Source organism: Williamsia deligens, assembly GCF_024171765.1.
Classification (GTDB): domain Bacteria; phylum Actinomycetota; class Actinomycetes; order Mycobacteriales; family Mycobacteriaceae; genus Williamsia_A; species Williamsia_A deligens.
On the sequence record NZ_JAMTCI010000001.1, the window covers coordinates 2,304,902 to 2,318,892 of the forward strand.

A 13,991-nucleotide genomic window follows, 5' to 3' on the forward strand; every position below is an offset into this window, starting at 1 on the left:
CCTCACGGGTCAGGAGAGTGCTAAACGCATGAGCCGTACGAAGAAGGCAAGCCCCGGTCGCATCCTGTTCGTCGGGTCGGGTCCGGGGAACCCTGCGCTGCTGACCGTCCGGGCGCGCGACGCCATCGCCGGCGCCACCACCGTCTTTGTCGACCCCGACGTGCCGGCCGGTGTCCTCGACATCGTGGGTGCCGACGCTCTCGCCGACGAGACCCCTGCCGAGGCCGAGGCGACCGCCGAGGCCACCGAGGGCGACGAGTCCACCCGGGTGCGTCCCGCGCTGGGCGACCCGAGTGAGGTCGCCAAGACCCTCCTCGCCGCGGCCAAGGCCGGCGAGGACGTCGTCCGCCTCGTCGCAGGCGACCCGCTGACCACCGACTCCGTGCTCACCGAGGTGTCCGCCGTCGCACGCACCTCGGTCCCGTTCGAGGTCATCCCGGGCCTGCCCGCCGCCGCGGCCGTCCCGAGCTACGCCGGCATGCCGCTCGGGTCGGGCCACACCGAGGCCGACGTCCGCGGCGAGGTCGACTGGGCGGCGCTCGCCGCCGCCCCCGGCCCGCTGGTGCTGCACGCCGGTGCCGCGCACCTGGCCGAGGCGGCCAGCGCCCTCACCGAGCACGGACTCGCCCCGCAGACCCCCGTCGCGGTCACCGTCAACGGCACGACCTGCCAGCAGCGGACCATCGAGGCGACGCTGGCCACCCTCAACGACTCCGCCGCCGGCCTGCAGGGCCCGCTGGTGGTGACCGTCGGCAAGGTGGTCTCCCAGCGAGGCAAGCTCAACTGGTGGGAGTCGCGGGCGCTCTACGGCTGGACCGTCCTGGTGCCACGCACCAAGGACCAGGCCGGTGAGATGAGCGACCGTCTCGTCACCCACGGCGCCATCCCCATGGAGGTGCCGACCATCGCCGTCGAGCCGCCGCGCAGCCCCGCGCAGATGGAACGTGCGGTGAAGGGTCTCGTCGACGGCCGCTACCAGTGGGTCGTCTTCACCTCCACCAACGCGGTCCGCGCGGTGTGGGACAAGTTCGCCGAGTTCGGTCTCGACGCCCGTGCGTTCAGCGGCGTGAAGATCGCCTGCGTCGGTGAGGCGACCGCCGCGAAGGTCCGTGCCTTCGGCATCAACCCCGAGCTCATCCCGTCCGGCGAGCAGTCGTCGCTCGGTCTGCTCGAGGACTTCCCGCCCTACGACGACGTGTTCGACCCGGTGAACCGGATCCTGCTGCCGCGCGCCGACATCGCCACCGAGACCCTCTCGGAGGGCCTGCGCGACCGCGGCTGGGAGATCGACGACGTCACCGCCTACCGCACGGTCCGCGCAGCACCGCCGCCGGCGACGACCCGCGAGATGATCAAGACCGGCGGGTTCGACGCGGTCTGCTTCACCTCGAGCTCGACCGTCCGCAACCTGGTCGGCATCGCGGGCAAGCCGCATGCCCGCACCATCGTGGCGTGCATCGGGCCCAAGACCGCCGAGACGGCGACGGAGTTCGGCCTCCGGGTCGACGTGCAGCCGGAGACGGCGTCTGTGCCCGACCTCGTCGACGCCCTCGCCGAGCACGCCGCCCGTCTGCGCGCCGAGGGTGCTCTGCCCCCGCCGCGGAAGAAGGCCCGCCGCACCTCGCGGTCGTCCTGACACGGTGAGCGAGACCGGTCGCGGCAGCGACATCCGGCCGCGCCGGCTACGTACCTCGCCGGCGATGCGGCGGCTGGTCGCGCAGACGTCGGTGGAACCGCGGCACCTGGTGCTGCCGGTGTTCGTCGCCGACGGCATCGATGCTCCCCGACCGATCTCGTCGATGCCGGGCGTCGTCCAGCACACGCTGGACTCGCTGCGCGCCGCGGCCGACGAGGCTGTCGCTGCGGGCGTCGGCGGACTGATGCTGTTCGGTGTGCCGCGCCCCGAGGACAAGGACGCCACGGGATCCGGCGCCGACGACCCCGACGGCATCCTCAACCGCGCGCTGCGTGCGCTGCGGGACGACCTCGGCGACTCGACGGTCGTCATGGCCGACACGTGCCTCGACGAGTTCACCGACCACGGCCACTGCGGCGTCCTCGACGACCACGGTCGCGTGGACAACGACGCGTCCGTCGAGCGCTACGTCTCGATGGCCGTCGCGCAGGCGCAGGCCGGGGCCCACCTGCTCGGCCCCAGCGGGATGATGGACGGCCAGGTCGGGGCCATCCGCGCCGGTCTCGACGACGCCGGCCTCCACGACACCGGCATCCTCGCCTACACGGCGAAGTACGCGTCGGCGTTCTACGGGCCGTTCCGCGAGGCGGTCGGGAGCACTCTCCAGGGCGACCGTCGGACCTATCAGCAGGACACCGCGAACCGGGGCGAGGCGATGCGGGAACTGGAACTCGATCTCGCCGAGGGCGCCGACATCGTCATGGTCAAGCCGGCGATGAGCTACCTCGACATCGTCCGCGACGTCGCGAACGTCGTCGACGTGCCGGTCGCGGCGTATCAGATCTCAGGGGAGTACGCGATGATCACTGCCGCTGCCGAGCGGGGATGGATCGACCGTGACGCCGCGATCGTCGAGTCGGTGACGTCGATCCGCCGGGCGGGTGCGTCGATCGTCCTGACCTACTGGGCGACCGAGCTCGCCACCCGTCTGCTCTAGCTCGACGGCCCCGCCTGCAGGTCGACGGGACCCACCCGTACCGACGACTACCCTGGCGGCCATGTCAGACCGTTCGCCCACCCCGTCGGGGCCCGCGCCGCAGGAGCCCGGCGGCAAGCCGGCCCTCCCGAACCCGTTGGCGATCGCGACCGAACTGTGGCTGGTCGTGGTGGCCGGGCAGGCGATCGCTTACGCCGGGCAGTACCCGACGGCGTCGGACTCGGTACGCGAGGCCGCGAGGTCCGCCTCGACGGGTGCGAGTGCCGACGAGGTCCGGATGCTCACCTCCACCGGCACCATCGTCGGTGTCTACGTCGCGGTGGGCGTCGTGCTGACGCTGCTGTCGTTGCTCGTCGTGTGGATGGCGCGCTCCGGACGCAACTGGGCCCGGCTCGCGCTCATGTTCTTCAGTGCGTTCATCGTCGCGCAGACCGCCGTCGGGTTGTTCGGGGACGCGGCGTCGTCGTGGACGACGATCCCGGCCGTGCTCAGCGGCGTCGCCGCGCTCGGTGCGGCCTACCTGCTGGTGCAACGGGACACCGAGAAGTACTGCCGGGCGATGGCGGCCCATCGTCGCGGCGGGGGCCCGACGACCTGGGGCACAACGCCGCCCGCCGGGCCGACGCCGCCGCAGCAGCCCCCGTACCCGCCGCAGAACCCGTACCCGCAGAACCAGTACACCCAGCAACACCCGCCGCAGAATCAGTACTCCCAGCAGAACCAGTACCCGCCGCAGCAGCAGTACCAGTACCCGCCGACGCAGGGTCCCGATCAGCGGTCGTACCCCCAGCAGTCGCCGCGGTACGACCCGCATGCGCGGTGGGAGCCCGCGCGCGGGGAGAACGTCCGTGAGCGTGGGCTCGGTGACCGAGACGATGCGCCGAGGGCCGACCCGACCCCGGACGAGCGATCCGACCGGGGAGAATGACGCGCATGCACGCTCTTGCACCCCGGGATCGGTCATGACGGCGCCCGCGTCCACGCCACGACAGGCCCTGTGGGCCGGCCGGCTCTGGCTCGCCTCCGGCGTGGTGCTGGTGGTCACGGCCATCTGGGCGCTCGTGGTCGGGATCCTCAACACGAGTGCCTTCTTCGTCGGGATCGCCGTCGTGTCGGTGGCGGCCGGCGCGGCGACGGTGGTCCTCGGGCGACGCGCCGGACTGGGTGATCCCCGGTGGCGCTCGACGGTGGCAGTCCTGACCCTGGTGGTGACCATCCTCGGCATGCTGCTCGCGGTGTTGCTCGGCATCCCGTTCGTCCTGATCGGTGGTCTGCTCGGCCTCGTCGGATCGATGCTCGCCTACCGCCCGGCCGCCGAGCCGTGGTTCACGGAGAAGCGTGCCTGAGACGCCGGGATCCGATCTCCCCGACGATCCTGACCGGGACGATCCCGACCGGGACGACGACGAGCCCGCCGTCACCCCCGCGAAGTCCGAGGACTCGCTGCCCTCACCGTCGGAGCGCGGTGACGTGCTGTTCCGGGAGTCCGGCGGCAGCTGGTCGGTGGTGCTGATCGGACCGATCCTCATCGGTGCCGTGGTCGCGGTCGAGGCGAGCGGGCCGGGCCAGATCCACTGGCCGGTGCTGTCGATCTTCTTCGTCGTGCTCACCGCGTTCTCGGCGATCCAGGTCTACGCCGCGCGCCAACACGTCAGCGTCGAACTGACCGAGACGACCTTGCGGCAGGGTGTCCGCACCATCGCGCTGTCGGAGATCGAGACCATCCACCCCGAGAACCAGGGCGGTGACGCCCAGAAGTGGGAGAGCGCGCCGGCGCTGGGCGAGTTGTCCGGTGTACCGCGACGCCGCAAGGGCGTCGGTCTGACCCTCACCTCGGGTGCGCTGGTGCAGGCGTGGGCGCGTGATCACCAGCGGTTCCGGCAGGAGTTGACCGAGGCGGTCCTGGCCGTGCAGATGGGACTGGCGCCGAGGGGTCGCCGCGACGACCGCGGGTCCGGTCGATGACCCGACGAGCGGCCGCGCTCGGGGTGGTGGTCCTTGCCGTGGTGCTGATGGCTGTCACGGTGTGGCTCGGCGTCACCGCCGTCCACACCGCGACCTACCCGCCGCTCGAACTCGGCGGTCGCACCGTCGCCGGGCCGTACACGCTCACCGAGTATCGCGGTGACCGCATCGGCGCGGCGACGGTGTGTGCGATCGCCGCGGTGGTCGCGGCGGCCTGGGCACTGCCGTCGCTCAGGGCTGCATCTCGACCTTGAGCAGCGCCGGCGGCACGCCGAACGCGTCGACCAGCGTCTGCGCGTGCGGTCGGAGCTGGGCGCAGAGCTCGTTGATCCCGCGACGGATCGCCTTCGCCCGCTCCACCGAGACATGGCGGTGCATGAGGAACCAGCCGATGTCGGACTCGATCGTCGTGTAGACGTACAGGTCGCAGACCTTCCAGAGCAGGTCCTTGGCCGACTGCGAGTCGCAGGAGTCGATGGCCGAGATGAACGACTCGAGCACGACGCGGTCGATGTGCGCCTGACCGACCTTGAGGATGTGGTCCTGCGCGTCGTTGAAGACCTCGAACTCGTCGGCGTCGTCGGACAGTGCGCGACGCATGCGGTTGGCCGCCGTGCGCAGCAGGTGGTCCTCGCGGTTGCGGAACAGGCGGATCTGCGTGCCGCGGTTGGTGAGGTCGGACTTCTCGGGGTCCTCGTCGGAGGAGTCGAGGAGGGTCTGCACGACCTGCCGGGCGGCGGACTTCTCCAGGAACACGTCGCGGGCCATGCCGGCGATGAACCGTGCCCAGCCACGGGTGTCGTAGCCCTGGACCTCCTCGGCGTAGGCCGAGAGCAGTTCTTTCGCGACGAGCTGGGTCAGGACGGTGTTGTCGCCCTCGAACGTGGTGAACACGTCGATGTCGCCGCGCATGATCGGCAGCTGGTTCTCCGAGAGGTACCCGGCGCCGCCGCATGCCTCGCGGCACACGTTGATCGTGTGCGACGCATGCCATGTGGTCGCGGCCTTCAGGCCGGCGGCGGTGCCCTCGAGCTCACGCTGGCGTCCCGCCATGGAGTCGTCGCCCTCGGTGCCCTCGGGGTTGGCCGACTGCACCTCGTGCAGTTCCTCGATCATCTCGTTGATCGCGAACTGCAGCGCGTAGGACTTCGCCACGAGCGGCAGCAGCTTGCGCTGGTGCGCCCGGTAGTCGAGCACGGGGATCTCGTCGTCCCCGGACGGCGCGTCGAACTGGCGGCGCTGGCTGCCGTAGTTCACCGCGATGGCCAGGGCCTTGCGACCGGCGGCGCCGGCGGTGGCGCCGACGCTGGCCCGGCCGCGGATCAGCGTGCCGAGCATGGTGAAGAAGCGACGGTTGTCGCTCTCGATGGGCGAGGTGTACGTGCCGTCGGGTTCGACGTCGGCGTACTTGTTGAGCAGGTTCTCCCGCGGGATGCGGATGTGATCGAAGGCGAGGTTGCCGTTGTCGACGCCGGCGAGACCACCCTTGGGGCCGTCGTCGCCGATGGTGACGCCGGGCAGGGCGTTGCCGTCCTCGTCGCGGATCGGCACCACGAAGCAGTGCACACCGCGGCTCACCGGCTCCTCGCCGGGGGCGCCGGTCACCAACTGTGCGAACACCGTTGCGATGCGTGCGTGCTTCGCCGCGCCACCGATGTAGTCCTTGGTCGCCGACGGCGTGGAGGAGTGGACGACGAACTCGTCGGCGTCACGGTCGTAGGTGGCGATGGTCTCGAGCGCCTGGACGTTCGAGCCGTGGCCCTTCTCGGTCATCGCGAAACAGCCGAGCAGCTCGAGGTCGATGAGCGGCTTGACGTACTTGTCGTGGTGACGCTTGGTGCCCAGGTTCTCGATCGCGCCGCCGAAGAGGCCCCACTGCACACCGGCTTTGACCATCAGCGACAGATCCGCGTAACCGAGCATCTCGATCGCGGTGACCGACGCACCGACGTCCCCGGTGCCGCCGTGCTCCTCGCGGAAGCCGTAGGCGGCGAAGTCGAGCTGGGCGAGCTCCTTCATCTTCGCGAAGGTGGCGTCGCGCGCCTCGTCGATGGTCAGCGTGGGATCGGGGAGGAGGTCAGCACGGTCCATGTGCTGACGCGCGTACTCCCGCAGACCGCGCCAGCGGCCGTCGAGCACGTACTTCAGGTTGTCGACGAGGAGGCGACGATCGGACTCACCATCCCCCGACGGTGCGACTCCCGCGGTGCCCGCGGACGGATTCTCGGGTGCTTCTGCGACGGTCATGACACCACGGTAGGCGGGGATCATCGGCGGGGTCTGCAATATCGGTCACAGTTGCCGACCGATTCGCCCAGCTCGGATGCGCCGGGTAACGGAACGGTCTCGGTGTAGAGCACGCCGGTGGGTCCCTCGGCCCGAAGATGCTGTCGCGGTGACGAACTGGGCCAAAAATTCTTCGACGACGACTCTGGCACTCGACGTCATCGAGTGCTAAATTCGGTGGCGCACCAGCGAACGGCGGCCGCGACTGCGGGGCCGGATGTCACGAACGGAACACAGGAGGTGTGGTGACGATGCTGCGATTCGATCCCTTCACGGAACTGGACACCCTGACCCGCGGTCTGCTCAACGGAGGCCAGGCGGGCTCGGCCCGGGTGCCGCGTTTCATGCCGATGGACCTGTGCAAGGTCGACGACCACTACCTGCTCACCGCCGACCTGCCCGGCGTCGACCCAGGTTCGATCGACGTCGACGTCGACAACGGGACGCTCACCCTGTCGGCGCAACGCACGGCCCGGTCCGACGACTCCGTGCAGTGGCTGACCGGTGAACGCTTCTTCGGCACCTACCGGCGGCAGCTGAGCCTCGGGGACAACATCGACGCCGCCGGCATCACCGCGTCGTACGAGAACGGCGTGCTGACCGTGACGATCCCCGTCGCCGAGCGCGCGAAGCCGCGCAAGATCCAGATCGCGCACAGCGACACCCCGCGATCGATCGAGACCGAATCAGCCTGAGGCGCAGCGTGTGAGGGCGAGGTGACGCGGTGACGACGCCCGCGGGTCCGTAGGGGACCCGCGGGCGTCGTCGTGTCCGGCATGGACGACCCGGACCCGACACGCGTGAGGTTTCCGCGCGAAACGAAACCCACGCGAAACACTTCGTGTGCACAATGACCGAGGTTTGTTCGGTCGGCGAAGGGTGCACTGCGTGGCGGGATATCTCGCGCGGAGGTTTCTCAACTACCTCGTGCTCCTCTTCGTCGCGACGTTCCTGACCTATCTGCTCGCCTCGCTGACCTTCGATCCCCTGGCGAACCTGCTGGGGCGCAACCCGCCCCCGGCGCCGGAGGTCATCGCGGCCAAGCGCGCGGCGCTGCATCTCGGCGACAACCCCGTCGTCCGGTACTTCGCCTGGCTGCGTGACGTTCTGACCGGCAACTTCGGCGAGACCGTCGCCGCCGGGTCGGTCAACGACGAGTTGTGGCGACGAATCCTGGTGTCGCTGCGCCTCGTGGTGCTCGGCACGGTCCTCGGCGCTGTCATCGGGACACTGATCGGCGCCTACAGTGCTGTACGCCAGTACAAATTGTTCGACCACATCGCGACCATCGTGACGTTCGTCCTGCTGAGCGTTCCGGTCCTCGTCCTCGCGCCGGTGCTCAAATACGTGGCGGTACAGGTCAACCAGTCGACCGGTTCCACGATCTTCCAGTACACCGGCGAGACGTCGACCACCGTCGGACCGGGCCTGTGGACCGAAGTCGTCGACCGCGCACAGCATCTCGTGGTGCCGACGCTCGTCCTGATCCTGTTCACACTCGGCAGCTACAGCCGGTACATGCGGGGGTCGATGCTCGACGAACTCGGGTCGGACTACATCCGGACGGCGCGCGGCAAGGGACTGACCCGCGGGCGGGCGGTCTTCCGACACGGGTTCCGCACCGCGCTGATCCCGATGGCGACACTGTTCGCGTTCGGCATGGGTGCGGTCATCACCGGTGCGACGTTCACCGAGCGCGTCTTCGGGTGGTACGGGATGGGCGACTGGCTGGTGTACGGGATCACGAGTCAGGACATCAACATCACGCTCGCGGTGTCGCTCTTCACCGCCTTGTCGGTGCTGATCTCGGGGATGCTGACCGACATCCTCACCGCCGCACTCGATCCGAGGGTGCGGGTGTGACCGGCGTGCGATCGGGAGGATCCCCGCGATGACCGTGCCCATCCGTCCGGCCGGTGATGCCGCCGACCCGGACCGTGATGTCCCCGCCGACACCGCGGCTGATGTCGAGGTCACCGCTCCGATCAGCCGTCGGCGGCTCGTGCTGCGTCGATTCCTGCGGAACCGCTTGGCGCTCCTGGGAATCGTCGTGCTGGTGCTGCTCGTGCTCGCCGCATTCGTGCTGCCGTCGGTCATCCCGTACGGCTACGAGGAGATCGACCCGTTCGCCCTGAACTCCCCACCCACCACCAACCACTGGTTCGGCACCAATCAGATCGGCCAGGACGTGCTCGCGCAGACGCTGCGTGGTCTGCAGAAGTCGTTGATCATCGGCGTGCTCGTGGCGCTCATCTCGACGATCGTCGCCGGAGTGGTCGGTGCGGCAGCCGGCTACTTCGGCAACTGGCCCGACCGTGTGCTCATGTGGATCGCCGACGCGCTGCTCGTGGTGCCCAGCTTCCTGATCATCGCGATCGCCAGCCCGTTCTTCCGCGGCAAGAGCTTCCTCATCCTCGTTCTCCTGCTGGCCGCGTTCTCGTGGATGATCACGTCGCGGATCGTGCGGGCGCTCACCCGGTCGCTGCGTGAGCGGGAGTACATCCGTGCGGCGCGCTACATGGGAGCGACACCCGCGAGCATCATCGGCAAGCACATCCTGCCCGCGATGGCCTCCATCCTCATCGTCGACGTCACCCTCAACGTCGGTATCGCGATCATCGGCGAGGCGACGCTGAGCTACTTCGGGTTCGGGGTGCAACGGCCCGACGTCTCGCTCGGAACCCTCATCGCCGACGGGACGTCGTCGGCGCTCACCTACCCGTGGCTGTTCGCGTTCTGTTGTGGCGCACTGGTAATGATCGTGTTGGCCGCGAACTTCATCGGCGACGGACTCCGCGACGCGTTCGACCCGACGTCCGGACGGGGGCAGGCCCGTGACTGACGCGACACCGGTCCTCGCCGTGTCCGACCTGCGGGTCACGTTCCCCAGCGAGGAGGGGACGATCACCGCCGTCCGTGGGCTCGACTACGAGGTCGCACCCGGCGAGGTGCTGGCGATCGTGGGGGAGTCGGGCTCGGGGAAGTCCGTGTCGTCGTTGGCGGTGATGGGTCTGTTGCCCGACAGTGCCCGCGTGTCGGGGTCGATCGAGCTGAACGGCCGTCAACTGCTGGGACTCTCGGACAGGGAGATGTCGGGCGAGCGCGGACGGACGGTCGCGATGATCTCCCAGGACCCGCTCACCGCACTGACGCCGATCTACCGCGTCGGCGACCAGATCGCCGAGGCCCTGCGCATCCACCAGCCGTCGCTGAGCACGGCGGCGGCGACCGACCGAGCGATCGAACTCCTCGAGACGGTCGGGATCGCCGATGCGCGAACACGATCGCGGTCCTATCCGCACGAGTTCTCCGGCGGAATGCGACAACGCGTCATGATCGCCATGGCGATCGCGAACGACCCCGACCTCATCATCGCCGACGAGCCGACGACCGCGCTCGACGTGACCGTCCAGGCGCAGATCCTCGACCTGCTCCGGACCGCGCGTGACGTCACCGGTGCGGCCGTCGTGTTCATCACCCACGATCTCGGGGTGGTCGCCGGTGTGGCCGACCGCGTGATGGTGATGTACGCCGGACGGGCGGTCGAGACCGCGCCCGTGGCCGACCTCTTCGCCTCGCCGTCGATGCCCTACACCGTGGGTCTGCTCGGTTCGATCCCCCGGCCGGACAGGCCCGCCCAGAAGCGTCTCGTTCCGATCGAGGGCACACCTCCCGCCCTCGCCGACGTGCCGACGGGGTGCCCGTTCGCACCGCGGTGTCCTCTGCACGTCGACGCGTGTGACGAGCAGGAGCCGGCCCTCGTCGAGGTGACGCCGGGACACCGCGTGGCCTGCATCCGGGTCGATGACGCCGCCGATGGACCGGCCGCCGAGGTGTTCGGTGTCGACGCCACGACGCCGGCCGCGGCGGACACGACGGCCGAGGTGGTCCTCGCCGTCCGTGATCTGCACAAGAGCTACCCGCTCTATCGGGGATCCGTGCTGCGTCGCCGGTCCGGCTCCTTCGCGGCCGTGCGGGGTATCAGCTTCGACGTCCGCGCGGGCGAGACCCTCGCGATCGTCGGCGAATCCGGATGCGGGAAGTCGACGACCCTTCTGCAGATCATGGACTTCGTGCGACCCGAACAGGGGTCCGTCGAGATCCGCGGGCAGCGTCCGTACGAGCTGTCGCGCGCCGACCAGCGCGCCCTGCGCGCACACATCCAGATCGTGTTCCAGGATCCGATGGCTTCGCTCGATCCCCGGATGCCGGTGGGGGAGATCATCGCCGAGCCGTTGCGGATCGCCGGTGTCGACGCAGGTGGTCGAGCCCGGCGCGTGCGCGAGCTGATGGACACCGTCGGGCTCCGACCCGCGCTGGCAGACCGGTTCCCGGCGCAGTTCTCGGGTGGCCAACGCCAGCGGGTGGGGATCGCGCGGGCACTGGCCACCAAGCCGTCGATCCTCGTCCTCGACGAGCCGGTGTCCGCGCTGGACGTCTCGATCCAGGCCGGTGTGCTGAACCTGCTACAGGACCTCCAGGCGGAACTGGGACTGGCGTACCTGTTCGTGTCCCATGATCTCGGCGTCGTCCGCCACCTCGCGAACGAGGTCGCGGTGATGCGCGACGGCGTGTTCGTCGAGAAGGGACCGACCGAGAACGTCTTCACGTCACCCAGGGACACTTACACCCGAGCGCTGCTCGCCGCCATCCCGATCCCCGACCCCGCGTTGCAGCGGGAGCGCATCACGACCGCCGCCGAACTGGCACAACAGATCTGACACCGCCGACACGGTGGTGCGTCGAGAGAGGACACACGATGACACGTCGACTACTCCGAGCGGCGATCCCGCTCGCGGTCGCCGTCACGGCCGCCGGGCTGCTCGCAGGCTGCTCGTCCGGCGAGTCGGGGAACCCCAACGCACCGGCGTCGTTCGCGGCGACGGCCGCCATGAACCCACACCCGCTGACTGATCTCAAGCAGGGCGGGAACATGAACTTCCCGCTGTCGCAGGTTCCACAGAACTTCAACTACGACCAGATCGACGGCACGCAGGTCGACACCAACCGCTTCTATCTGGCGCTCATGCCGCGGGCGTTCACCGCGGCGGCCGACGCGTCGTTGTCTGTCGACACCGACTACTTCTCGTCGATCACCGAGGGCACGGTGAACGGCAAGCAGACCATCACCTACGACATCAACCCGAAGGCGACCTGGAGCACCGGTCGCCCGATCGACTACACCGACCTCGTCACCAACTGGACGGCGCAGAACGGCAAGAACACCGAGTACCAGGCATCCTCGACGGCCGGTTACGACCGCGTCGAGTCCCTCGTACGTGGTTCGTCGGACAAGCAGGCGATCCTGACCTTTGCCGCCGGCAAGAACTTCGGCGACTGGCGCAGCCTGTTCAATCCGCTTCTCCCGCGTGAGGCGATGTCCTCCCCGCAGGCGTTCAACACCGGCTCGATCAACACCTTCCCCGCCACTGCCGGGCCTTTCCGCATCCGTTCCATCGAGCCGGGCAAGAAGCGATTCGTGGCCGAGCGCAACCCGAACTGGTGGGGCGCGAACAAGGCCGTCCTCGACACGATCACCTTCATCCCGCTGGACTCGACCGCATCCATCGGCGCCCTGCAGAGCGGTGAGATCGACTACTACGAGCTCGGCAGTTCGGCGGACGCCTTCAAGACAGCGCGCGGGATCCCCGATGTCGATCTGCGGCAGAGCCTCGGATTCCAGTACCGGCACTTCGACTTCAACGGCGCGCAAGGCCGGGTCACGTCGGACAAGGCGGTGCGACTCGCGCTGATGAAGGCGATCAACCGGAGCATCATCGCCCAGTCGCAGCTGGGTCAGATCACCTCCAAGCCGACGATCCTCGACAACCACCTCTTCGTGAACGGCCAGAAGGGATACCAGGCCAACAACGGCGACATCACCTTCAACCCCGACCAGGCGAAGAAGGAGCTCGCCGCGGCCGGCTGGGTGATGGACGGCCAGTTCCGCAAGAAGAACGGCAAGCAGCTCGACCTGCAGGACGTGATCCCGGCGGACACGCCGAACGCGACGCAGGAGGCGCAGATCATGCAGCAGAACCTCAAGGACGTGGGCGTGAACCTCGTCATCGACGCCGTCCCGTCCGACGACTTCTTCACCAAGTACATCCTGCGCGGTGACTTCGACGTCACCCACTTCACCTGGGAGGGAACACCGTTCACGTCGAGCAGCGACGGCATCTACCGGCTGACCCCGGGCATCACGCTGCAGAACTACGGGCAGATCGGCAGCCCCGAGATCAACGCCCTTGCCGACCAGGCGCTGGCGGAGACCGACGACACCAAGCGCATCGCGCTGTACAACCAGCTCGATCAGAAGGTCTGGCAGGAGGGGCACAGCCTCACCCTGTTCCAGCGTCCGTCGACGTACGCGACCAAGAAGAACCTCGCGAACTTCGGCGCTCCGGCGTTCGGTGACACCGACTTCTCGAAGGTCGGGTTCCTGAAATAGGCGCACTGCGATACCCGCTCGGCGCCGCGGCGATCTGCGTGATCGTCGCGGCGTCGGCCGTCGGGGTGCTGGGAGCGCTGTCGGTGATCGTCATGGTGATCGTCGTCGGCGTGACCGGCTGGCGGTGCCTCGTCGTCTCTCGTACCGTCCGAATGCTCCGAGACGGTCGGGGTGACGCGGTGACGGTGCGACGGGTCCGCGTGCACCACCGGATGTCGTCCCGCGGTTTCCTCGAAGTCGCCGATCCCGGCGAGATCACCTGGTGGCCGATCTATTTCGACCCGAGTGTTCTCTCTCTGATCCCGGGGGAGTGTGCTCGCCGGGGACAGTGGGCGGGTGCTGCGTCCTTCTCGACCGAGAGGGGCGTCGTCGCGGTCCCCGCCGGTCGTGCGCGGCACACCGCGCCGCGCGGCACCATCGTCGACGCCCCACGCCTGAACGACGACGACCTCCGTCTCCGCTCCGCGCGGTTCGGTTCCCTCCGACGACGAGTTCTGCTCGATTTCCCTCGCGCTGTCGGGGCGCCCATCGTCGCCGTCCTGTGGGTGTCCGTCGGAGGCGGCGGGTTCGACGCATTCGTCGCCGCGACGGTGCTCGCCGCGGCGGTCGCGGTGTGGTCGAGCGCGATCGGCGGTAGCGATCCGAGCTGATCACGC

Annotated in this window: 13 protein-coding genes; 12 read left to right on the plus strand and 1 reads right to left on the minus strand. The window is 69.0% G+C overall.

Annotation, left to right across the window (positions count from 1 at the left end; translation table 11 throughout):
• The first annotated feature begins 28 nt into the window (after positions 1 to 28).
• The 6 genes from LX14_RS10875 (at position 29) to LX14_RS10900 (ending at position 4,852) form a co-directional block, all read left to right on the plus strand.
• On the plus strand, positions 29 to 1,636 hold the full coding sequence (locus tag LX14_RS10875; protein WP_253647219.1) for a bifunctional uroporphyrinogen-III C-methyltransferase/uroporphyrinogen-III synthase: 1,608 nt from the start codon (positions 29 to 31) through the stop codon (positions 1,634 to 1,636).
• 4 nt (positions 1,637 to 1,640) lie between these two features.
• Complete coding sequence (gene hemB, locus LX14_RS10880) at positions 1,641 to 2,633, plus strand: porphobilinogen synthase (protein ID WP_308214091.1); 993 nt, start codon at positions 1,641 to 1,643, stop codon at positions 2,631 to 2,633.
• 61 nt (positions 2,634 to 2,694) lie between these two features.
• Positions 2,695 to 3,561, plus strand: coding sequence for a hypothetical protein (locus tag LX14_RS10885; protein WP_253647220.1), 867 nt, complete (start codon positions 2,695 to 2,697; stop codon positions 3,559 to 3,561).
• A gap of 34 nt (positions 3,562 to 3,595) precedes the next feature.
• Positions 3,596 to 3,979 (plus strand): hypothetical protein, encoded by a 384-nt coding sequence (locus LX14_RS10890; RefSeq protein WP_253647221.1) that lies wholly within the window; start codon positions 3,596 to 3,598, stop codon positions 3,977 to 3,979.
• The gene (gene mce1N / locus LX14_RS10895; RefSeq protein ID WP_253647222.1) at positions 3,972 to 4,598 is read left to right on the plus strand and encodes a transport-regulating membrane protein Mce1N; all 627 of its coding nucleotides are present in this window, start codon (positions 3,972 to 3,974) and stop codon (positions 4,596 to 4,598) included. Before LX14_RS10890 ends, mce1N begins: the two co-directional genes overlap by 8 nt.
• Positions 4,595 to 4,852: a hypothetical protein gene (locus LX14_RS10900; RefSeq protein WP_253647223.1), complete on the plus strand. Its 258-nt coding sequence runs from the start codon at positions 4,595 to 4,597 to the stop codon at positions 4,850 to 4,852. The genes mce1N and LX14_RS10900 overlap by 4 nt, the downstream gene beginning before the upstream one ends.
• On the opposite strand, the gene LX14_RS10905 is transcribed toward LX14_RS10900, so the two are convergent.
• On the minus strand, positions 4,830 to 6,845 hold the full coding sequence (locus LX14_RS10905) for an acyl-CoA dehydrogenase family protein (protein ID WP_253647224.1): 2,016 nt from the start codon (positions 6,843 to 6,845) through the stop codon (positions 4,830 to 4,832). The two genes, LX14_RS10900 and LX14_RS10905, sit on opposite strands and share 23 nt — an antisense overlap.
• Before the next feature lie 290 nt (positions 6,846 to 7,135).
• Here LX14_RS10905 and LX14_RS10910 point away from each other — a divergent pair, with 290 nt between their 5' ends.
• The 6 genes from LX14_RS10910 to LX14_RS10935 all read left to right on the plus strand — a co-directional run bounded on the left by LX14_RS10910 (position 7,136) and on the right by LX14_RS10935 (position 13,985).
• A complete protein-coding gene (locus tag LX14_RS10910) occupies positions 7,136 to 7,579 on the plus strand; it encodes an Hsp20/alpha crystallin family protein (protein ID WP_253647977.1) in 444 nt (147 codons plus the stop codon).
• 193 nt (positions 7,580 to 7,772) lie between these two features.
• Positions 7,773 to 8,747 carry an ABC transporter permease gene (locus tag LX14_RS10915; RefSeq protein WP_253647225.1) on the plus strand — a complete coding sequence of 325 codons (975 nt, stop codon included), beginning with the start codon at positions 7,773 to 7,775 and terminating at the stop codon, positions 8,745 to 8,747.
• 28 nt (positions 8,748 to 8,775) lie between these two features.
• Positions 8,776 to 9,726, plus strand: a complete 951-nt coding sequence (locus LX14_RS10920) for an ABC transporter permease (protein WP_253647226.1) — start codon at positions 8,776 to 8,778, stop codon at positions 9,724 to 9,726.
• The gene (locus tag LX14_RS10925) at positions 9,719 to 11,605 is read left to right on the plus strand and encodes an ABC transporter ATP-binding protein (RefSeq protein ID WP_253647227.1); all 1,887 of its coding nucleotides are present in this window, start codon (positions 9,719 to 9,721) and stop codon (positions 11,603 to 11,605) included. Before LX14_RS10920 ends, LX14_RS10925 begins: the two co-directional genes overlap by 8 nt.
• A gap of 38 nt (positions 11,606 to 11,643) precedes the next feature.
• A complete protein-coding gene (locus tag LX14_RS10930; protein WP_253647228.1) occupies positions 11,644 to 13,335 on the plus strand; it encodes an ABC transporter family substrate-binding protein in 1,692 nt (563 codons plus the stop codon).
• Between the two features lie 38 nt (positions 13,336 to 13,373).
• Positions 13,374 to 13,985 carry a hypothetical protein gene (locus tag LX14_RS10935; RefSeq protein ID WP_253647229.1) on the plus strand — a complete coding sequence of 204 codons (612 nt, stop codon included), beginning with the start codon at positions 13,374 to 13,376 and terminating at the stop codon, positions 13,983 to 13,985.
• Positions 13,986 to 13,991: the final 6 nt, after the last annotated feature.